Here is a 21,724-nt window from a genome sequence, read left to right as displayed (position 1 = left end):
GACCGTCGGGGGTTGGAGCTCTTCGTGTTCTGATGCCGGCGCATGAGAATGCGGGTGAAGACGTCAACTGGTCTGATGCTGAGAAGGCATGGGGGATAACGTTTCCCCGGGACTATAAGGCGTTCATGTCGGAGTACGGGGAAGGGGTGATCGACAATTTTCTGACCGTCTTCCAGCCGCTGTCGACTGCGTATGACCCCTCGGCTTACGGGATGCGTTTCGAAACGGAGAACGCGCGCGCGATTGTTGCTGAGTCGGTAGGGCTGGCCGAGGAGTGCGCTCATTCCACTAGTTCCCTGGTGGCCTGGGGCGTCACTTCTGGGCCCGACATTCTCTGCTGGCAAACCGCCAGCGGTGACCCTGATCGTTGGCCAGTAGTCGTGATCGGAAGACACACGAAAACGCCTGTCGCGGTCTATGAAACCGGGATGGTGGAGTTTCTGCGACGGGTATTCTTGGCGGAATTTGTGGAGTGCCCGCTGAGTGGTGTGCATCTCTGGGGTGTGACCTCACCAAAGTTTCTTCATTGGAAAGAGGAGAAACGGGTCTGGGACAACGGAATCGATCCATGGACGGGGAAGCCCGATCCCTACGCGGGGATGGAGTGGGACTGATCCTCATCTGGTGATGTTCTGAAGGATGCCTGCCCAGGCTAAGCCGGGGCAGGCATCCTTATGCCCTCATGGGTGCGCCACCCGCTGGTGGACCCCATGGTTTTGGTCATTGATGCTGCGTATTCACGGTTGTCGATCGCCAAGGCGCGAGCCTCTCCCGCTTGATGTCCCAGCGCTTTCCGCAACGTGGATGCTGGGGGAGAGGTGAGATAATCGCTGTCTCGGCGGCCCGCTCGCTCGTCACGGCACCCACCTTCTGCCGACGGCCGCCGGTTGGCCTCGGCCACCTTGGCTCGGAGTTCGTCGCGCGTTGCCGCTGGGTGGGTGTCCACCGACGCTCGTAGCTGGAGCTCGAGGCCGGGAGAGCGCTGTCTGGAGTGGTGCTGAACGCTGACAATCGTTCACGGGCCGTCCGGAGTACTCGACAGCCTTCATGGGGGGATGCCGGGACCGTTGAGTCTTTTCGCCCAGATACGCTGGGACGACGAAGCGGTGGCGATGCTCGCCCAGGCCCCGGAGCTGGCGGACTCCGTCGAGGACGGCACGCTGGCCGCTCAGGCAGTGAACTTCCGCGGATACCTGGCCCGTCGACAGGGACGGCAACAAGGCGTCACTCGGTGGTACGCCGCCGCCGCGTACACGCCGGGCGCGCACCCGGCCCAGCGGTTTGGGGACTGCTTCAGGCGGCGGCCGGGCTCGCAGCGCTCGGGCAGATCCATCAAGCGCTCCGGGTGGCGGAGGAAGCCGAGCGGCTGTCCGGCGTGGCTGCGGCTGTACCGCCGCCCGAGACCGCCTACTGGCTGACGCCGGAATTCAACAGTCTGAACATGGGGCTGTGCACCCTGCCTCTTGGTCGCTATGACGAAGTCGTCGATCACATTACCGCCGGGCTTGCAGGGTTACCGGAGGAACAACGCGGCGCTGCGTGGGCGCAGGAGCACCGGGAAGCACTGAGATACGCCATGGCGGTGCGTTGACCGTCGCTGATCGGCTGCTGGACTCAGGCTCGGGGGCGGGCGAACCAGGCGACGGCTTCCTTCTTCGTGCTGTAGATCAGGAGTGGCAGCCCGAAGATGAGGCTCCCCAGAGGCAGAGTCTGGTCCACGGCGACTTCGATGGCGCCGCGGAGCAAAATGAGCACCGCGATGGCCATAGCGCCGATGCGAACGCCCCTGCCGCCCGAGCGGAACCTTGCTCCGACAGCAAGCGCGGCGGAGCCCAGAACGAGGGGGAGTACGCCGCGAACGTAAGCCCCCTCCGGGTAGTCGGGAAGGAGGGAGCCAGTTCCCTCGCCGACGCCGAGCGTTGCTGCTGTGACAAGGAGCAGCCCGACCACGGCTTGGATTCCGCCGAGCACGAAAAGCATTATGCGCCCGGTCCTGACTACGCGGGGCATGTCCATCGGCTTCGGGGCGTCGGAACTGGCGGGTGACGTGTTCACGTACGGGGGATTCACGGATTCTCGCTCCTCGGTGGCCTGTACGCAGTAATCATGTACATGTCGGCTAAGTTAACGGTCGACCTTGAAGCGCGGGCTGCGCAACCGCGTCGGTAGTCGGTAGTCAGTGGCAGCACTTCCTTGAAGGCGTCTCCGTCTGCGCCAGACCTCTGTCCCGCCTCCAGAGTTGCCGCTCCAAACTGTAGATCTTGATGCGAAAGAGTGTGTGGTGGCAGTCGAATCGCCTGGGTCCGGGAGATACTCGGACGATGAGGGAAAGGCTCCTTCCCCGGCCCGCGGTAAGGGGCTGGGTGGGATGTTCGGCCAGGGTGGCGCGAACGCGAAGAACACCCCTCCCCAGTACCCCGAAGGATGGCGCACCGGCCCCGCGTGGCGGGAGATGGACGGGCGGGCCGTCCGTAGGCGCCGGGTCCAGGGCGGCCTCGGCGCCGCCCTGGCCGTCGCCGTGGCCGCCACGATCGTGCTCGACCCCGGCGGCGTCCGGTCCCGGATACCCGGTGGCTGGGGCAAGAAGAAGGACATGGCGGCCACCGCGACCCTCGACCATCCCTTCGCCGGGTCGCCGGCGGAGCAGTACGCCGACGGTGCGGCGGGGATCGTCCCGCCCGAGGCGACGGCCGTGGGGGAGTCGTCGAAGGAGCAGGTCGCCTCGGCCCTGAAGCTGACCAAGGACTTCCTCGTCGCCGCCGACCTCGATCCCGCGACCCTGCGCGGTGAGCGCCCGGCCGCCGCGCTGGACCTGCTCGACCCGAGGCAGGACAAGCTGATCACCAAGATGAACGAGGGGCTCGCCAAGCCCGGCAAGGAGAACGACCCGCTCTTCTTCTTCAGCCGCTTCGACCCGAACGAGGTCCGTCTGGTGGGCGGCACCGTCAAGACGCGGGGCCGGATGACCTTCGCCGAGCGCAAGGGCGGCGTCGTCGCCGTCCACGCCGACTACACCTTCGTCTACCCGCTGACGAAGAAGGACAAGGGCTCCCGGCAGGTCGCGCGCACCATCGTGCGCCGCGTCATGGACACCGAGGTCTTCGACCCCGCCCGCTTCCAGGTGGCGCCCGGCAAACTGGTCGTCCGCCATCACGTGGTGGACATCGGCAACACCACCTGCGACGCCCAGGACGGGTTCATCCATCCGGCGTTCCCCAAGCTCAAACGCCATCACGGGCGGCAGGACGAGACGGACCGGTCCGGGCCCGCCGTCGACCCCTACGACCGCGGTCGCGACCTGGGGGACCATGACGGGACCCTTCACGACGAGTGCGCGAGGGTCACCCGGACGTAAGTCGGCTCCGGTGTTACGCAGACGTAGCCCCGGGCGGGGTGCCACCCGCACGTTCCGGCAAGGTAGCGTCGGGGGTGCCATGAATCTCGCATACATCCCCAGCCCCTCGACCGGTGTCGTCCACCTCGGACCGATCCCGCTGCGCGGCTACGCCTTCTGCATCATCATCGGCGTCTTCGTCGCCGTCTGGCTCGGCAACAAGCGCTGGATCGCACGTGGCGGCCGGTCCGGGACGATCGCCGACATCGCCGTGTGGGCGGTGCCCTTCGGGCTCGTCGGCGGGCGGCTGTATCACGTGATCACGGACTACGAGCTGTACTTCGGCCCGGGCCGGGACTGGGTCGGCGCGTTCAAGATCTGGGAGGGCGGCCTCGGCATCTGGGGCGCCATCGCCCTCGGTGCCGTCGGCGCCTGGATCGGCTGCCGCCGGCGCGGGATCCCGCTGCCGGCGTACGCGGACGCCATCGCGCCCGGCATCGCCGTGGCGCAGGCCATCGGCCGCTGGGGCAACTGGTTCAACCAGGAGCTCTACGGCCGGCCCACCGATCTGCCCTGGGCACTGAAGATCGACCCGGACCCGGCGATCGGACGGGTCGGCGGCACGTACCACCCGACGTTCCTGTACGAGTCGCTGTGGTGCCTCGGTGTCGCGGCGCTGGTGATCTGGGCGGACCGGAGGTTCAAGCTGGGCCACGGGCGGGCCTTCGCGGTCTACGTCGCCGCGTACACCGTCGGCCGGTTCTGGACCGAGTACCTGCGGGTCGACACGGCCCACCACTTCCTGGGCCTGCGGCTCAACGGCTGGACCGCCATCCTGGTCTTCCTCGGCGCCGTCGCGTACTTCGTGATCTCCTCGAAGCGGGTCCCCGGGCGGGAGCTCGTCGTGGAGCCGGCCGCGGCCGAGGACACGGCGGAGGGTGCCTCCGAGGGCGGGTCCGAGGAGGGCGAGGCCAAGGTAGGTCTCACCAAGCCCGCCACCGAGCCGAAGCCCGCCGAGCCGAAGCCCGCCGGGGCCAAGCCCGCCGAGCCCGCGCCCGGCGCCGAGAAGCGCTGACGCACGCCCACACGCGTCATCCCAGCCCCCTGCGGCCTCAGGCCGCAGGGGGCTTTTTGGTAAACCCGCAGGTCAGCGAGGTAAGTTCGGCCTTCCTTGCTAGCGGATCATGGCCATTCGTGCGTACCTTCGACCCATACGACGCGGAAACGCGTCATCGCAGAGGGAACGCGGGCGATCCGTCCGCGTCCCTGGGGAAGGGAGCATCTGGAGACATGGCTGTCCTCGATACGGCCGCGGCAACGCACATAGCCCACCGCGACAATCACACCCACCGTGATGTGAACGGCGGCTGGCTGCGGCCCGCCGTGTTCGGGGCCATGGACGGACTGGTCTCCAACGTGGCCCTGATGACGGGCGTGGCCGGTGGTACCGCCTCGTCCGACGCCATCGTGATCGCCGGTCTGGCCGGGCTCGCGGCCGGCGCGTTCTCGATGGCCGCCGGTGAGTACACCTCCGTCGCCTCGCAGCGCGAGCTGGTTCTCGCCGAGCTGGACGTGGAGCGGCGCGAGCTGCGCAAGCACCCGGCGGACGAGCTGGAGGAGCTGGCCGCGCTCTACGAGTCGCGCGGCGTCGAGCCCGCACTGGCCCGTGAGGTCGCGCGGCAGCTGTCGAAGGACCCCGAGCAGGCGCTGGAGATCCACGCCCGCGAGGAGCTCGGCATCGACCCGTCCGACCTGCCCTCGCCCACCGTCGCCGCCGCCTCGTCGTTCGGCTCGTTCGCGCTGGGCGCCCTGCTGCCCCTGCTGCCGTACCTGCTCGGGGCCACCGAGCTGTGGCCCGCGGTGCTGCTCGCGCTGGCGGGGCTGTTCGCCTGTGGCGCGGTCGTGGCCCGGGTGACGGCGCGGACGTGGTGGTTCAGCGGGCTGCGGCAGCTGCTGCTCGGCGGTGCCGCGGCGGGTGTGACGTATCTCCTCGGTATTGCCTTCGGGACCGCCGTCGGGTAATTCTTATGCGCGCTGCCGTATAACGTGCGTGTTTCTCCACGGTTTCGTTTCCTTGGGGACAGGGCACAATCCGGTAGCGCCGCGGGCAATGCCGCCCGTGCCGCACCGCTCTCGGGCGCGGCCGGGCCTGGTGATCCCAGAGCGCCCGGAGCGCCGCCCGAACCCATCTGGTGTCCACATGATGGACTCCCTCTTCCGCTCCTTGAGAAGCGACCCATCATGTAAGCCTGCACCACCTTCTTCGGCGAGGGCCAGCGTCGTCCCTCGGCACATGCATCACGACATGACTGCCAAGACGACGACGGGAGCGCCGATGCGCCACGCATCCCACCCCGCCCAGCAGGGGATGTACGACCCGCGGAACGAGCACGACGCCTGTGGCGTGGGCTTTGTCGCGACTCTCACCGGCCAGGCGAGCCATGAGCTCGTCGAACAGGCGCTCACCGTCCTGCGCAACATGGAGCACCGCGGCGCCACCGGATCCGACCCCGACACGGGGGACGGCGCCGGCATCCTGATCCAGGTCCCCGACGCCTTCCTCAGGGAGAGCGTGGCGGAAGGCGAGGGGGGCGAGGGATTCGAGCTTCCCGCCCCCGGCTCGTACGCCGTCGGCATCGCCTTCCTCCCCGCCGACGACGAGGAGGCGGCCACCGCCGTCTCGCGCATCGAGACGATCGCCGCCGAGGAGGGCCTGACCGTCCTCGGCTGGCGAGCCGTCCCCGTCACCCCCGAGCTCCTCGGCGCCGACGCCCGCGCCACGATGCCCGCCTTCCGCCAGCTGTTCGTCACGGACGGGGAGAACGCCGGCCTCGCCCTCGACCGCAAGGCCTTCGTCCTGCGCAAGCGCGCCGAGCGCGAGGCGGACGTCTACTTCCCCTCCCTCTCCGCCCGCACCCTCGTCTACAAGGGCATGCTCACCACCGGGCAGCTGGAGCCGTTCTTCCCGGACCTCTCCGACCGCCGCTGTGCCACCGCCATCGCGCTGGTCCACTCGCGGTTCTCCACCAACACCTTCCCGAGCTGGCCGCTCGCCCACCCCTACCGCTTCGTCGCCCACAACGGAGAGATCAACACCGTCAAGGGCAACCGCAACTGGATGGGGGCGCGGGAATCCCAGCTGGCCAGTGAGCTGTTCGGCTCTGCCGACCATGAGCACGGCGGGGACGCCCCCCTCGACCGGACCTTCCCCGTCTGCACCCCCGACGCCTCCGACTCCGCCTCCTTCGACGAGGTCCTGGAGCTCCTCCACCTCGGCGGCCGGTCCCTCCCGCACAGCGTGCTGATGATGATCCCCGAGGCCTGGGAGAACCACGCCTCCATGGACCCCGCCCGGCGGGCCTTCTACCAGTACCACTCCACCCTCATGGAGCCCTGGGACGGCCCGGCCTGCGTCACCTTCACCGACGGCGCCGTCGTCGGCGCCGTCCTCGACCGCAACGGCCTGCGCCCCGGGCGCTACTGGGTCACCGACGACGGCCTCGTCGTGCTCTCCTCCGAGGTCGGCGTCCTCGACATCGACCCCGCCAAGGTCGTCCGCAAGGGCCGGCTCCAGCCCGGCAGGATGTTCCTCGTCGACACCGAGGGCCACCGCATCATCGAGGACGACGAGATCAAGGCCGCCCTCGCCGCCGAACAGCCCTACGAGGAGTGGCTGGAGGCCGGGCTCATCGACCTCGCCGACCTCCCCGAGCGCGAGCACATCGTGCACACCCACGCCTCCGTCACCCGCCGCCAGCAGACCTTCGGCTACACCGAGGAGGAGCTGCGCGTCATCCTCGCCCCGATGGCCAAGTCCGGGGCGGAACCCATCGGTTCGATGGGCACGGACTCGCCGATCGCGGCGCTGTCCGAGCGGCCGCGGCTGCTCTTCGACTACTTCACCCAGCTCTTCGCGCAGGTCACCAACCCCCCGCTGGACGCCATCCGCGAGGAGCTCGTCACCTCGCTGATCTCCTCCCTCGGACCGCAGCGCAATCTGCTGGACCCCACCGCCGCGTCCTGCCGCAGCGTCACCCTGCCCTTCCCCGTCATCGACAACGACGAGCTCGCCAAGCTCATCCACATCAACGCCGACGGCGACCTGCCCGGCCTCAAGGCCGCGACGCTCTCCGGCCTCTACCGCGTCGCCGGGGGCGGCGAGGCGCTCGCCGCCCGCCTCGACGCCATGTGCGCCGAGGCCGACGCCGCCATCGAGAACGGCGCCCGGCTCATCGTGCTCTCCGACCGGCACTCCGACGCCGAGCACGCCCCCATCCCGTCCCTGCTGCTCACCTCGGCCATCCACCACCACCTCATCCGCACCAAGCAGCGCACCCAGGTCGGGCTGCTGGTCGAGGCCGGTGACGTCCGCGAGGTCCACCACGTCGCGCTGCTCATCGGTTACGGCGCGGCGGCCGTGAACCCGTACCTGGCCATGGAGTCCGTCGAGGACCTCGTCCGCGCGGGCACGTTCCTGCCGGACACCGCCCCCGAGGACGCCATCCGCAACCTCATCAAGGCGCTCGGCAAGGGCGTCCTGAAGGTCATGTCCAAGATGGGCATCTCCACCGTCGCCTCCTACCGGGGCGCCCAGGTCTTCGAGGCCGTCGGCCTCGACGAGTCCTTCGTCGACACCTACTTCCACGGCACCGCCACCAAGATCGGCGGCGCCGGGCTGGACGTCGTCGCCCGCGAGGTCGCGGCCCGCCACGCCAAGGCCTACCCCGCCACCGGCATCCCCGCCACCCACCGCCGCCTCGACATAGGCGGCGAGTACCAGTGGCGCCGCGAGGGCGAGCCGCACCTCTTCGACCCGGACACCGTCTTCCGGCTCCAGCACTCCACCCGCGCCCGCCGCTACGACATCTTCAAGCAGTACACCCGGCGCGTGGACGAGCAGTCCGAGCGGCTGATGACCCTGCGCGGACTGTTCTCCTTCAAGAGCGACCGCCCCTCGATCCCCCTCGACGAGGTCGAGCCCGTCAGCGAGATCGTCAAGCGCTTCTCCACCGGCGCCATGTCCTACGGCTCCATCTCCCAGGAGGCCCACGAGACCCTCGCCATCGCCATGAACCGGCTGGGCGCCAAGTCCAACACCGGTGAGGGCGGCGAGGACCCCGAGCGCCTCTACGACCCCGCACGCCGCTCCAGCATCAAGCAGGTGGCCTCCGGCCGCTTCGGCGTGACCAGCGAATACCTCGTCAACTCCGACGACATCCAGATCAAGATGGCCCAGGGCGCCAAGCCCGGCGAGGGCGGCCAGCTGCCCGGCCACAAGGTCTACCCCTGGGTCGCGAAGACCCGGCACTCCACCCCGGGCGTCGGCCTGATCTCACCGCCCCCGCACCACGACATCTACTCCATCGAGGACCTCGCCCAGCTCATCCACGACCTCAAGAACGCCAACCCCGCCGCCCGCGTCCATGTGAAGCTGGTGTCCGAGGTCGGCGTCGGCACGGTCGCCGCGGGCGTCTCCAAGGCCCACGCCGACGTCGTCCTGATCTCCGGCCACGACGGCGGCACCGGCGCCTCCCCGCTCACCTCCCTCAAGCACGCGGGCGGCCCCTGGGAGCTGGGCCTCGCCGAGACCCAGCAGACCCTGCTCCTCAACGGCCTGCGCGACCGCATCGTCGTCCAGACCGACGGCCAGCTCAAGACCGGCCGCGACGTCGTGATCGCCGCCCTCCTCGGCGCCGAGGAGTTCGGCTTCGCGACCGCGCCCCTCGTCGTCTCCGGCTGCGTCATGATGCGCGTCTGCCACCTCGACACCTGCCCCGTCGGCATCGCCACCCAGAACCCCGTCCTGCGCGAACGGTTCAGCGGCAAGGCCGAATTCGTCGTCAACTTCTTCGAGTTCATCGCCGAGGAGGTCCGCGAAATCCTCGCCGAGCTGGGCTTCCGCACCCTCCAGGAAGCCGTCGGCCAGGCCGAGCTCCTCGACACCGCCCGCGCCGTCGGCCACTGGAAGGCCCAGGGCCTGGACCTGGCGCCGCTGCTCCACGTCCCCGACCTGCCCGCCGGCACCGCGCGCCACCGCACCACCGTCCAGGACCACGGCCTGGCCAAGGCGCTCGACAACCAGCTGATCAAGCTCGCCGCCGACGCCCTCAACACCGTCGGCGCCGAAGCCCCCCAGCCCGTCCGCGCCCAGGTGCCCATCCGCAACGTCAACCGGACCGTCGGCACCATGCTCGGCCACGAGGTCACCAAGAAGTACGGCGGCGCGGGCCTGCCCGACGACACCATCGACATCACCTTCACCGGCTCCGCCGGCCAGTCCTTCGGCGCCTTCCTGCCGCGCGGCGTCACCCTGCGCCTGGAGGGCGACGCCAACGACTACGTCGGCAAGGGCCTCTCCGGCGGCCGGATCGTCGTCCGCCCCGACCGGGGCGCCGACCACCTCGCCGAGTACTCCACCATCGCCGGCAACACCCTCGCCTACGGCGCCACCGGCGGTGAGATGTTCCTGCGCGGCAGCGTCGGCGAACGCTTCTGCGTCCGCAACTCCGGCGCCACCGTCGTCTCCGAGGGCGTCGGCGACCACGGCTGCGAGTACATGACCGGCGGCCGGGCCGTCGTCCTCGGCCCCATCGGCCGCAACTTCGCGGCCGGCATGTCCGGCGGCGTCGCCTACGTCGTCGACCTCGACCCCCGCGACGTCAACAAGGAACTGGCCGGAGCCGTCGAACCCCTCGACGACGCCGACCGCCGGTGGCTGCACGACGTGGTGCGCCGCCACCGCGAGGAGACCGCCTCCACCGTCGCGGCCGGCCTCCTCGCCGACTGGGACACGGCAGCGGCCCGCTTCAGGAAGGTCCTGCCCACCACCTACAAGGCAGTGCTCGCCGCCAAGGACGCCGCCGAGCGAGCCGGTCTGACCGAGACCGAGACCCACGAGAAGATGATGGAGGCGGCGACCCATGGCTGACCCGAAGGGCTTCCTCACCACCGACCGCGTCCTCGCCCGCACCCGCCCCGTCGAGGAGCGCGTCCGCGACTGGAACGAGGTCCACGTCCCCGGCTCCCTCCTGCCGGTCATCAGCAAGCAGGCGAGCCGCTGCATGGACTGCGGCATCCCGTTCTGCCACAACGGCTGCCCGCTGGGGAACCTCATCCCCGAGTGGAACGACTACGCCTACCGCGACGACTGGCAGGCCGCGTCCGAGCGACTCCACGCGACCAACAACTTCCCCGAGTTCACCGGCCGCCTCTGCCCCGCCCCCTGCGAGTCCGCCTGCGTGCTCGGCATCAACCAGGCGCCCGTCACCATCAAGAACGTCGAAGTCACCATCATCGACAAGGCCTGGGAATCCGGCGACGTCACCCCCCAGCCGCCCGAGCGGCTCTCCGGCAAGACCGTCGCCGTCATCGGCTCCGGCCCGGCCGGCCTCGCCGCCGCCCAGCAGCTCACCCGCGCCGGCCACACCGTCGCCGTCTACGAGCGCGCCGACCGCGTCGGCGGCCTGCTGCGCTACGGCATCCCCGAGTTCAAGATGGAGAAGCGGCACATCAACCGGCGCATCGAGCAGATGCGCGCGGAGGGCACCAAGTTCCGCACCGAGGTGGAGATCGGGCGCGACATCGACGCGGCGAAGCTGCGCCGGCGCTACGACGCCGTCGTCATCGCCGCCGGTGCCACCACCTCCCGCGACCTGCCCGTCCCCGGCCGCGACCTCAAGGGCGTCCACTTCGCCATGGAGTACCTGCCCATGGCGAACAAGGTGCAGGAGGGCGACCTGACGGTCTCCCCGATCACCGCCGAGGGCAAGCACGTCGTCGTCATCGGCGGCGGCGACACCGGAGCCGACTGCGTCGGCACCGCCCACCGGCAGGGCGCGGCCTCCGTCACCCAGCTGGAGATCATGCCCCGGCCGGGCGAGGAGCGCGCCCCCCACCAGCCCTGGCCGACCTTCCCCATGCTCTACAAGGTCACCTCGGCGCACGAGGAGGGCGGCGAGCGCGTCTACTCCGTCTCCACCACGCGCTTCGAGGGCGACGAGGACGGCAATGTCCAGTGGCTCCACCTCGTCGAGGTCGAGTTCACCGACGGCAAGCTCCACCAGAAGCCCGGCACCGAACGTCGCATCCCGGCCCAGCTCGTCACCCTCGCGATGGGTTTCACGGGAACGGACCGGCAGAACGGTCTCGTCGAACAGTTCGGCCTGGAACTGGACGACCGCGGGAACATCGCCCGCGACGCGGACTACGCCACCAACGTGCCGGGAGTCTTCGTCGCCGGAGACGCGGGCCGGGGCCAGTCCCTGATCGTCTGGGCCATCGCGGAGGGCCGCTCCGCCGCACGCGGTGTCGACCGCTACCTGACGGGTTCCAGCACGCTGCCCGCGCCGGTCCTCCCGACCGACCGCGCGCTGACCGCGTAGCGGAACCGCACAACCGGACGGGCCGACGATGACGTCGGTCCGTCCGGTCATTTCCTGGCTGTTCCGCTACTCCGCCGACTCCGCCGGCTCCGCCGCGATGTCGCTGAACACCACCCGGGCGTCCTCCGTGTACGCCCCGATGCTGCCCCGCAAGTAAGGGCGCTCCTTGTCCTCGTAGGCGACCAGGCCCTTGCCGTCGACGCTCACCTCCATGTGCGCCCCGCGCTGGGCCACCTTCACCCCCGACCAGCGGCCGATCGGGAAGCCTTCCGAGCCCGTGGCCAGGAACCGCTGGCCGCCCGGATACGCCGGATCACGTTTGCCCAGCTCCCAGCCGTTGGGCTTGAGGGTGATGTAGTAGAAGTGCTCCGGGTCCGTGTACGCCCACACCAGCCACGGCACCTCCCAGGGATTGGGCTTGGGGGTGCGCAGCTGGGCGACCGTGCGCATCCGGGCCTGGAGGTTCATGTCGCCGTACTCCTGGGTCGACACGATCAGCCCGGCGTGGGTCTCGCCCGGCTCCCGGGAGGGTTTGGGGGAGAGGGCCAGGCCGTCGTGGCGGCCGATGTTCTCGCCGTGCCCGTCGAAGACCGACCGCCACGGGCCGTGGACCGATCCCTCGGCCCACGGCCGGGCCGGCTCGCCGCCCTCGCCGCCCCAGATCGCGTTCACCGCGAAGGCGAGCCCCGCCACGGCGACGGCGCCGAACAGAGCGAGGGCGAGGAGCCGGTGAACTCTCGTCATGCCGTCGAGTATGACCCCGGACCGCCGGGCTGGGGGACGACCAGCGGCTCCGGCGTGGGCGCCGCGCCGGCGTCCGCGCCGAAGTCCTCGGCCAGCTGGGCCACGATGCGCTCGGTGGCGAGGCCGTCCCCGAAGGGATTACCGGCCTTCGCCATGCGCGCGTACGCCTCCTCGTCGTCCAGCAGACGCGTCGCGGCTTCCAGGATGGCCTGCGGTTCGGTGCCCACGAGCCGGGCCGCGCCCGCCTCCACCGCCTCGGGCCGCTCGGTGGTGGTGCGCAGCACCAGGGTGGGCTTGCCGAGGGTGGGGGCCTCCTCCTGGATGCCGCCGGAGTCGGTCAGGACGAGGTCGCAGCCGGCGAGCGTGGCGGAGAAGTCCACATAGCCCAGCGGCTCGACGATCCGGACGGCCGGGTGGTCGGACAGCTCCGGCAGCAGGGCCTCGCGGACGGCGGGGCTCTTGTGGAGCGGCAGGACGATCTCGACGTCGCCCCGGTCGGCGAGGTGGCGCAGGGTGCGGCCCATGGCGCGCATCTTGTCGCCCTGGTTCTCGCGGCGGTGGAGGGTGACCAGGACGCGTCGCAGGTCGCTGTGGAAGAGGTCGCGGCCGTTGCCCTGGTCCAGGACCCACAGGAGGTTGTCGATGACGGTGTTGCCGGTGACGAACACCTCGGCGGCCGGCACCCCCTCCGCGGTGAGGTGGCCGGCCGCCCGGGTCGTGGGCGCGAAGTGCCAGCGCGCCATGCGCCCTATGAGGCGGCGGTTGAGCTCCTCGGGGAAGGGGTTGTCCAGCACTCCGGTGCGCAGCCCGGCCTCCACGTGGGCGACGGGGATGTGCTCGTAGAAGGCGGCGAGGGCGCCGGTGAGGGCGGAGGTGGTGTCGCCCTGGACGACGACGAGGTCGGGCCGGTGGGTGCGGACGGTCTCGCCGAGGCCGTCCACCAGCCGGGCGGTGAGCTTGGAGAGTTCCTGCCGGTCGCGCATCACGTCGAGCTCGACGCTCGCGGGGACCTGGAGGAGCTCCAGCATCTGGTGGAGCATCTCGCGGTGCTGGCCGGTGGTGACGACGACGGGTTCGAAGAGCGGCGAGGCGGCCATGGCGCGGGCCACGGGCGCGAGTTTGATGGCTTCCGGCCGCGTGCCCAGGACGAGCATGGCGCGCACGGGCGTGGTGATGACGTTCGGGGACATGGTTCTCCCTCGGAAGGTGCGTGCTTGACCGATGAGTGGAGATGTGTGGAGGAGTCGCGCGTCAGGTGCGCGCGGTCTTGAGCCAGGTCTGCTTGCCCGTGAGCATCCGCCACAGGCCCCACCAGCCGGCCGCGAACCAGATGTAGCCGTAGATGACGAAGAGGTGGGAGAGGAGGACGGCGCGGACGAGTCCGAGCCCCCGCTCGCGTCGTGAGTAGACCCAGCCGTAGGCGTACGCCGCGGTGAAGGACAGGACGTACGGGCCGATGATCCACATGGGGGACACCAGCGGGTGTCCGGCCTCGACGGAGCCGACGACGGTGCCGCCGACCGCGACGACGAAGGACAGCGGCAGCAGCGAGGTGAGCAGGATCAGGACCGGGCTGGAGAGGTGGTAGAGCAGGTCGACGGCGGCCTTGGTGGGCACCTCGCGCAGGATCATGGGCACCAGTCCGGCGGACTGGAGGTGCCCCTGGAACCAGCGGGAGCGCTGGCGCACCAGGCGGCGTACGTCGAGCACGGCCTGCTGGCTGACCGCGGCGGTGGTGCAGTGGTGATTGGTCCAGCCGCGTGCGATCAGGCGTACTCCGAGATCGAGGTCCTCGGTCAGGGAGTCGCTCCAGGGGCCGTTGCCGTCCTTCATCAGGGTGTCGAGGGCGGCGAGCCGCATGAACTGGCCGTTGCCACCCATGCCGACGCTGCCGAAGTAGCGCCGGGCGGTCTGGAAGATGTCGCCGTAGATGACGAATTCCATGTCCTGGAGCCGGGCGAGGACGCCCTGGTGACGGTTGTACATGCGCACGCCGACCTGGGTGGCGCCGGTGCGCGGGTCGTCGAAGTAGGGGTCGACCGCCTGGACGATGTGGGGGTCGAGGCGGCCGTCGGCGTCCACGACACAGACGATGACGTCGGCGGGGTCGCGGCCGTCGAGGATGCCGGAGTCCCGCAGGTGACGGATGCCCGCGTTGAGGGCGGCGCCCTTGCCCTTGCGGGCGTTGGGCAGGTGCCGCTGGAGGAGCCTGACCCGGTCGGGGTCGGCGGTGCGGGCGATCTCGGCGGTGCGGTCGTCGGAGGCGTCGTCGATGACGAGGGCCATGAAGTTCCCGGCCGGCAGCGAGGTGATCCGGGCCAGGCTCTCGGTGAGCACCTTTTCCTCGTTCAGACAGGCGAGGAGGAAGATGTAGAGGCGTTCGGCGCGGGGGCCGCGGTCACGGCGCACCCGTCGTCTGGACAGGATGAACAGGGTGGAGTTGTAGCAGCCCGCCATCACGATGATGGCGATGCTGGCCCAGAGAAGAACCTCCGTGATCATGAATGTTCACCGGAGTTCCGGAGAACGAACCAGAATTTTGCCGTAAGAAGTGCTGCGGCTATCGCGCAGTAGAGCAGGAATCCGGCACCGGCCGCTTCCTGGAGTCCCCTGGCAAAGGGTATGCCCGGCAGAACTTCTGGGGCTGCCGTCAGTCCGGCCAAGGGCAGGACTGTCCCCAGAGCGGGTTTTCCGTACATGAGTTCCCCCCGGATTGCGCCTCGTTCGTCGTTCCGAGGCGTGCGCAGGGAAGGTATCAGATGACTAGCAGCAATTAACCCTTCATGGTGAGAGATGTTGAATCGGAACAGAGAATTCAATGGACCAACCGGTAGTTATGCCTGATCGCGTGGCGCATGTGACGGGTGGGGTTGAAGGTCTGCACCAATTGGGCTGTTCCTCATTGCGCGGTACGGACCATCGTTGTCTATTGACACACTTCTGACGGGCCACAAGAATCAGCCAACTGTTGGGGCTTCACATCGGCGGTCCGCGTCGTCACCGAACGGCGTCCCGGGTGAAGGACCGGCCAATAGCCGGCAAAGGCCGGCCAATCAGGGGGGAACCAAAAATGAAAAACAAGCGGGGAAGAGCGCGACTTTCCCGGGTCTCAGTCATCCTGTCCGTCATCGCCGCCCTGCTGGGCGGCTTTGCTCTTTCGGCGGGCGCCGAGGCCGCGATAGGCGGCGGTGGCGGTGGCGTGAAGCCCCGCCCGTCCTACGGCCTCAAGGGCGTAGACAAGGCCTCGCTGTCGGGGGCCAGCACCAAGGACCTCAAGGCGTGGGTCGCCGGCCGGCTGGCGAACGACCGCAAGCGCCGCGCCCACACCCTCACCATCACTCCGGCCAAGGCCCCGGCGACCGTCAAGTCCGCCGCCGCCCAGGCCCTCGCCGCCCCGGCCGGCACCTCGGCCCTCGTCCTCTACGACAACACGGGGCCCTACGGCTACCTCGGCGAGCTCTACGCGATGGCGATCGCCAATCTCTCGGGCCACTTCGGCACCGTCACCTCCAAGCCCGTCTCCGCCTACACGGCGGGCATGGTGGAGCAGTACACCGCCACCGTCTACGTGGGCTCGACCTACTACGGCGGGACGATCCCGGACGCCATCCCGGCCGCCTTCTACCAGGACGCGCTGAAGACCAGTAAGCCCATCGACTGGATCGGCGACAACATCTGGAACATGGCCAACGCCGTGGGCATCGAGACCTTCAAGCAGAAGTACGGCTGGGACCCCACCAACTCCTACTTCGACAACGGCGGTGGCGTCGGCAACATCACCCAGGTCGCGTACAAGAACCAGACGCTGACCCGGAAGATCCCCACGGGCTACGACGGCGGGGTGCTCCACCCGGCCATCTCCGGCGGCACCTACCCGCAGGTCACCACCCTCGCCACGGCCACGGACGCCAACAGCGGGGCCACCAGCCCCTGGGCGTTCCGCTCGGCCAACCTCACCTACGTGGGGGAGATCCCCTTCTCCTACGTCTCCGAGTCGGACCGCGTGATCGTCTTCGAGGACCTCCTCTTCGACGCGCTCGCCCCGGCGACCGCCGAGCGCCACCGGGCGTTCGTCCGGCTGGAGGACATCAGCCCCAAGTCCGACCCGGCGGAGCTGCGGGCGATGGCCGACTACCTGGCCTCGCAGAACATCCCCTACGGGATCAACGTCATCCCCGTCTACACCGACCCCAAGGGCGCCTACAACAACGGCAAGGCCGAGACGATCACGCTGGCCCAGGCCCCGCAGGTCGTCTCCGCGCTCCAGTACATGCTCCAGCACGGCGCCGTCCTGATGGATCACGGCTACACCCACCAGTACAGCAACGTCAACAACCCCTACACCGGTGTCACGGGCGACGACTTCGAGTTCTTCCGCGCCCACGTCGACGCGAGCGACAACGTGATCTACGACGGGCCGCCCGCCGAGGACAACGCCGTCTGGGCCCAGTCCCGGGTCACCTCGGCCCTCGCCGGCTTCACCGCGGCCGGCCTGCCCAAGCCGACCCTGTGGACGACCCCGCACTACGCCGCCTCGGCAGCCGACTACAAGGTCTTCGGACAGAACTACACGGCACGGCTGGAGCGTTCGCTGTACTTCGCCGGAACGCTGAGCGGCGGAACGGTGAACCCCGCGCGGTACATCGGCCAGTTCTTCCCGTACTCGGTCAAGGACGTCTACGGTACGACCGTGCTCCCCGAGAACATCGGGAACTACGAGCCCGTGCCCTACAACAACCACCCGGCACGGCTCCCCGCCGACCTGATCGCCTCCGCCAAGGCCAATCTGGCGGTCCGGGACGGAGTGGCCAGCTTCTTCTACCACCCCTACTACGCCGTGGACCCGCTGAAGCAGACGGTCGAGGGCATCAAGGCCCTGGGCTACACCTTCGTCGGCCCGACGGCTCTCGCTCAGTGAACAGGAGCCTGACCTAAGTGAACGTGATGAGGAGGACGGCCGCCGCCCTGGCGACGGTGGCCGTCCTCCTCGTCGCCGGATGCTCGTCGTCCGGCGGCGAGGACCCCACCCCCGGCCCGTCCGCGAGCGACCGGAACGGCCGGCCAGACGACAGGAAGGTGAGCGGGTTGCGGGGCATGACGCTCCCCTCGTGGAACACCGACGACTACGCCGGTCCCAAGGCCGAAACGTATCTTCGGCAGATCGCCGCCACCGGCGCCCGGTGGGTGACCTTCACCCCCACCTGGTACCAGGACCGCGTCACCGACCCGGCCATGCGCACCACGGGCGAGACGGCGAGCGACGACAGTCTGCGGCACATCATCAAACTCGCCCACGACTCGGGGCTGAAGACGATGATCAAGCCCCATGTCGACCTGACCAAGGGCGGCGACCGCGCCGAGATCAAGCCCAAGGACCCGGACGCCTGGTTCGCGGCGTACGGCCGCTTCATCACCCACTACGCCCGGCTGGCCGCCGACAACGGTGTCGAGCAGTTCTCCGTCGGCACCGAGCTCGCGGGCACCTCGCGGGACGGCGAGCGCTGGGGGAGGACCATCACCGCGATCCGTGAGCACTACAAGGGCCCGTTGACGTACGCCGCCAACTACGACGAGTACCAGAAGATCCCCTTCTGGAAGGACCTCGACGTCATCGGCATCGACGCCTACTGGCCGCTGGCCGACAAGGCCACCGCGGACCCGGCCCGGCTGGCGGAGGGCTGGCGGCCCATCGTGGACGAGCTCGCCGCGTTCTCGGCCCGGCAGCAACGGAAAATCCTCTTCACCGAGGCGGGCTACGTCAGCCAGCGCGGCACGACCACGGCCCCGTACTCCTGGACCGTCAGCAAGCGCGACGGCGACGCCGAACAGGCCGCCGCCTACGAGGCCCTGTTCGCCGCCTTCGACGGCAAGCCCTGGTGGGCGGGCGTGTGCTGGTGGATGTGGGACGACTGGCCCGACAGCGGCGAGACCGCGAAACGGCTGGCGTACACGCCGCACGGAAAGCCGGCGGAGAAGGTTCTGCGGAAGTGGTGGGGGTAAATAAAGCCCCTGGGGGCACCTCCCAGCGGTAGCTGGGGGAGTTTGAGGAGCGGGGGCCCGGGGGCGCAGCCCCCGGAAAACCTACGTGTCGCACTCCAGCTCCGTACGGCACAACGCGCACCGCGCCCGCACGCGCCCCCGCACCGGCACCCGGATGCGCTGACAGCACGTGGGGCACGGAAAGACGACCCCGGCGTCCTCGAAGGCGTACCCCGCGTCCGCGGACGCGGCCCGCGCCCGCCGGTCCCGCGCGTAGCGGTGCCGCCCCAGCCGTCCCGCCCCCGCCAGCGGCGGCCGACGCTCGTCGCGGCGGGCCCGCTCCCGCCCCCGGGTGTACGCCTCGTACGCCTGCGGGCTGGTGAACCACGGCGACGGGTCCTCCCCGAAGGCCAGGGCCCGTTTCGCCAGCACGTACCCGAACTCCTCCGGCGTGAGGTACCCGAGCTTCTGCGTGGCGGCCGACGACTCCCGGTAGGCGTCCAGCAGCAGCCACCCCGCCCCCAGGTACGCGGCGGCCGTGTCCGTGAGGATCTCGTTGTCCCGGGTGCCGGGGAACTCGAGCCCGAGCCGGTGGAGATAGACGTGCATGACCTCGTGCGAGAGGGCGGCGCCGACGTCCCTGCGGTGCTCCTTGAAACGGGAGTTGAGCTCGATGAAGTACTCCGGCCCGGCCGCGAGCTCGACGTTCCCGGCGTGCCGCATGTCGCGGAAGCTGACGATCATCCGGGCGTCCGGCAGCCGCAGGTGCCGCACCATCTCACGGGCGACGCGCTGCACCCCGAGGTAGGGGTCCTCGTCGTCGGAGAAGGCCACGTCCACCGGGAACACGCTGGCGCCGAAGGCCTGCACGCCGTCGTAGGAGAGCCGCCGGTAGAGCGCCGTGATCGCCGACCGTACGGTCTCGGCGTGCGGGAATCCGTGCTGGATCTCGATGCCGTCCGAGCCCACGCGTGACCACCCCCTGAGGTTGGCGCTGCCCTTCCACTGTAGGGGCGGAACCGGGGCCTCGACTGTCCGAAAAGGCGGCTAGGTCGCAGCCGTCCCCCGGCCCGATAATCGCAACACGCATTGTCATGAGCCCAACAAGGTCAAGGGGGGCCGCCCGGACCCGGTGGGCCCGGCACCCCACCGCCCCCCGGCCCGCTCATCGGCGCGATGCGCACAACCTCCCACGAAAGGAAGAGCGTTGCGCAACCACCTCAAGACGCTCAGGAGATGCACGGCCGTCGGCGCGGTCGCCCTCGCCGCGTTCAGCCTCCAGCCCGGCACCGCCCACGCGGCGGACCCCGGCCCCGGTGTCGTCGGCGGCGTCCGCGCCGCGCAGGGCGAGTTCCCGTGGATGGTGCGGCTGTCCATGGGCTGCGGCGGAGCCCTCTACACCAAGCAGATCGTCCTCACCGCCGCCCACTGTGTGAACGGCAGCGGCGCCAACACCTCCATCACCGCCACCGCGGGCGCCGTCGACCTGCAGTCCTCCCAGGCCGTCAAGGTCAAGTCCACCCAGGTCCTCCAGGCCCCCGGCTACAACGGCAAGGGCAAGGACTGGGCACTGATCAAGCTCGCCAAGCCCCTCGACCTGCCCACCCTCAAGATCGCCGGCACCACCGCCTACAACCAGGGCACCTTCACCGTCGCCGGCTGGGGCGCCGACCGCGAGGGCGGCAGCCAGCAGCGCTACCTGCTCAAGGCCGACGTGCCCTACGTCGACGACGCCACCTGCCAGGGCGCCTACGGCGACAGCCTCACCCCCGGCGAGGAGATCTGCGCCGGCCTCATGGACACCGGCGGCGTGGACACCTGCCAGGGCGACTCCGGCGGCCCCATGTTCCGCAAGGACGACGGCGGCGCCTGGATCCAGGTCGGCATCGTCAGCTGGGGCAACGGCTGCGCCCGCCCCGGCTACCCCGGCGTCTACACCGAGGTGAGCACCTTCGCCCCGGACATCGCCTCCGCCGCCGCGAGCCTCGGCGGCTGAACCGGCTGACGGACCGGCGGGACCGGCGTCGGCCCGGAGACGGGACCGGCTGACGGCCCGCGACCGGCCCGGCGACCGCACCGGCGGCACGACCCGCCCGGCCCGCACCGCGCACCCGGCCTGTACCACGCGACCCGCGCCCTGACCGCCCGACCCGGCCGGGACCGTGTGGTCCTCACCCGTACGCGCGGCCGTCCGCACCCGGACGGACCAGCGCCGGCGCGGGTTCCGGCGGCCCGCCCCGGCCCCGTCGAGCCGCACTTTGGTATGACACGGGAGGGGCCCGTCATCCTTTCGGCCGAGACGAGAATGGTCGGACAGACGAGGTGTGGGGCGGATAAACGTCCGTAACGTAAAGGACGCGGCTGCCGAGGACCGGCGGCCGACCGAGCCGCCCGCCATGGAAAGGCACCCCGTGTCCGTCAAGTCCCGCCTCACCGCCGCCACCGTCCTCGCCGCCGCCGTCGCGGCCGTGGCGTATCCGGCGGCGACCGCCGTCGCGGCGGACCGGGACACCGGCGTCATCGTCGTGGGCAAGCCCGCCGACGCCACCCCCGCCGTGGCGCCCACCGTGGCGCCCGTACCGGCGGGCGGCGCGGCCGGCACGCCCGGCCGCGCCGACCACGACACCCGCCCGGGCCGCCCCGGCACCACCGTCCGGCAGGTGCTCCTGCCCGACGGCAGCCGGGCCCGGCTGACCTCCGGCAACGGACCGGCCAGCGTCACCGTCACCCACGGCGGAGCGCGCCACACCATCGACGCGAGCCGCCCCTCGGCCGAGCTCGACCGGCTCCACCTGCGGATCCTCGGCGCCGACAGCACCCACCCCACCCTGCGCGCCCAGCTGGAGGGCAGCCGGCTGCCGAACTACTACGACTTCGCCTCCGGCTCCCTGCGCCACACCCTCGACGGCACCGACCTCGACCGCCTCGCCGCCACCGGCGACACGATCAAGGACTACCGCAAGGCCCCCGCCGCCGGGCACACCACCCACGCCGCGCACCCCGGCGACGCCCGGGCCAAGGCCTCCCAGGACGTCCACGTCAAGGACCGGGGACACGCCAAGCCGCCCCACGACACCTCCGGCAACCCCGTCAAGCGCGTGGTCGAGGCCGGCCAGGTGATCAAGGCCAGTCATGACGCCGGAGAGGTCGGCACCCCCGTCATCGTCGGCGGCATCGCGCTGCTGGCCGCCGGCGGCGCCTACGGCGTCCGCGTCGCGCTGCGCCGCAACGGGCGCAGCGCCGACTGACCGGACCCCCGAAGGGCCCGGCGACCGGGGGAGCTGCG

At 70.2% G+C, this 21,724-nt stretch carries 16 protein-coding genes; 11 read left to right on the top strand and 5 right to left on the bottom strand.

Annotation, left to right across the window (positions count from 1 at the left end; translation table 11 throughout):
• Positions 1-32 precede the first annotated feature (32 nt).
• Both ACFYZR_RS00955 and ACFYZR_RS00950 read left to right on the top strand, forming a co-directional pair.
• Positions 33-614, top strand: coding sequence for an SMI1/KNR4 family protein (locus tag ACFYZR_RS00955; RefSeq protein WP_391903014.1), 582 nt, complete (start codon positions 33-35; stop codon positions 612-614).
• Between the two features lie 731 nt (positions 615-1,345).
• Positions 1,346-1,591 (top strand): hypothetical protein, encoded by a 246-nt coding sequence (locus tag ACFYZR_RS00950; RefSeq protein ID WP_391903011.1) that lies wholly within the window; start codon positions 1,346-1,348, stop codon positions 1,589-1,591.
• Between the two features lie 23 nt (positions 1,592-1,614).
• Here the strand turns inward: ACFYZR_RS00950 and ACFYZR_RS00945 are convergent, their stop codons facing one another.
• On the bottom strand, positions 1,615-2,070 hold the full coding sequence (locus ACFYZR_RS00945; protein WP_391903008.1) for a hypothetical protein: 456 nt from the start codon (positions 2,068-2,070) through the stop codon (positions 1,615-1,617).
• Positions 2,071-2,368: 298 nt separating this feature from the next.
• On the opposite strand from ACFYZR_RS00945, the gene ACFYZR_RS00940 reads away from it, so the two are divergent.
• From ACFYZR_RS00940 to ACFYZR_RS00920, 5 genes are all read left to right on the top strand, one after another.
• The gene (locus ACFYZR_RS00940) at positions 2,369-3,355 is read left to right on the top strand and encodes a hypothetical protein (RefSeq protein WP_391903005.1); all 987 of its coding nucleotides are present in this window, start codon (positions 2,369-2,371) and stop codon (positions 3,353-3,355) included.
• 79 nt (positions 3,356-3,434) lie between these two features.
• On the top strand, positions 3,435-4,409 hold the full coding sequence (gene lgt / locus ACFYZR_RS00935) for a prolipoprotein diacylglyceryl transferase (protein WP_391903002.1): 975 nt from the start codon (positions 3,435-3,437) through the stop codon (positions 4,407-4,409).
• Positions 4,410-4,624: 215 nt separating this feature from the next.
• A complete protein-coding gene (locus tag ACFYZR_RS00930; RefSeq protein ID WP_391902999.1) occupies positions 4,625-5,356 on the top strand; it encodes a VIT1/CCC1 transporter family protein in 732 nt (243 codons plus the stop codon).
• Between the two features lie 313 nt (positions 5,357-5,669).
• Positions 5,670-10,262, top strand: a complete 4,593-nt coding sequence (gene gltB / locus ACFYZR_RS00925; protein WP_391904322.1) for a glutamate synthase large subunit — start codon at positions 5,670-5,672, stop codon at positions 10,260-10,262.
• Complete coding sequence (locus ACFYZR_RS00920) at positions 10,255-11,715, top strand: glutamate synthase subunit beta (RefSeq protein WP_391902996.1); 1,461 nt, start codon at positions 10,255-10,257, stop codon at positions 11,713-11,715. Before gltB ends, ACFYZR_RS00920 begins: the two co-directional genes overlap by 8 nt.
• Positions 11,716-11,781: 66 nt before the next feature.
• Here the strand turns inward: ACFYZR_RS00920 and ACFYZR_RS00915 are convergent, their stop codons facing one another.
• The 3 genes from ACFYZR_RS00915 to ACFYZR_RS00905 form a co-directional block, all read right to left on the bottom strand.
• The gene (locus ACFYZR_RS00915) at positions 11,782-12,459 is read right to left on the bottom strand and encodes a calcium-binding protein (RefSeq protein WP_391902993.1); all 678 of its coding nucleotides are present in this window, start codon (positions 12,457-12,459) and stop codon (positions 11,782-11,784) included.
• Positions 12,456-13,649 (bottom strand): non-hydrolyzing UDP-N-acetylglucosamine 2-epimerase, encoded by a 1,194-nt coding sequence (gene wecB, locus ACFYZR_RS00910; RefSeq protein ID WP_391902991.1) that lies wholly within the window; start codon positions 13,647-13,649, stop codon positions 12,456-12,458. The genes ACFYZR_RS00915 and wecB overlap by 4 nt, the downstream gene beginning before the upstream one ends.
• Positions 13,650-13,710: 61 nt before the next feature.
• The gene (locus ACFYZR_RS00905; protein ID WP_391902987.1) at positions 13,711-14,961 is read right to left on the bottom strand and encodes a glycosyltransferase; all 1,251 of its coding nucleotides are present in this window, start codon (positions 14,959-14,961) and stop codon (positions 13,711-13,713) included.
• Between the two features lie 568 nt (positions 14,962-15,529).
• Between ACFYZR_RS00905 and ACFYZR_RS00900 the strand changes: the two genes are divergently transcribed.
• On the top strand, positions 15,530-17,377 hold the full coding sequence (locus tag ACFYZR_RS00900) for a DUF2334 domain-containing protein (protein WP_391902984.1): 1,848 nt from the start codon (positions 15,530-15,532) through the stop codon (positions 17,375-17,377).
• Positions 17,378-17,403: 26 nt separating this feature from the next.
• Complete coding sequence (locus tag ACFYZR_RS00895) at positions 17,404-18,459, top strand: glycoside hydrolase family 113 (protein ID WP_391904319.1); 1,056 nt, start codon at positions 17,404-17,406, stop codon at positions 18,457-18,459.
• Positions 18,460-18,540: 81 nt separating this feature from the next.
• Here the strand turns inward: ACFYZR_RS00895 and ACFYZR_RS00890 are convergent, their stop codons facing one another.
• Positions 18,541-19,407, bottom strand: a complete 867-nt coding sequence (locus ACFYZR_RS00890; protein WP_391902981.1) for a hypothetical protein — start codon at positions 19,405-19,407, stop codon at positions 18,541-18,543.
• A gap of 238 nt (positions 19,408-19,645) precedes the next feature.
• On the opposite strand from ACFYZR_RS00890, the gene ACFYZR_RS00885 reads away from it, so the two are divergent.
• Together ACFYZR_RS00885 and ACFYZR_RS00880 are read left to right on the top strand one after the other, a co-directional pair.
• A complete protein-coding gene (locus ACFYZR_RS00885; protein ID WP_391902978.1) occupies positions 19,646-20,434 on the top strand; it encodes a S1 family peptidase in 789 nt (262 codons plus the stop codon).
• 415 nt (positions 20,435-20,849) lie between these two features.
• Positions 20,850-21,686, top strand: coding sequence for a hypothetical protein (locus ACFYZR_RS00880; protein WP_391902976.1), 837 nt, complete (start codon positions 20,850-20,852; stop codon positions 21,684-21,686).
• Positions 21,687-21,724 lie beyond the last annotated feature (38 nt).

The sequence above is a fragment of the Streptomyces sp. NPDC001678 genome, from assembly GCF_042892945.1.
In the GTDB taxonomy this organism is placed as follows: domain Bacteria; phylum Actinomycetota; class Actinomycetes; order Streptomycetales; family Streptomycetaceae; genus Streptomyces.
This window is presented reverse-complemented; position numbering and strand designations above follow the sequence as displayed.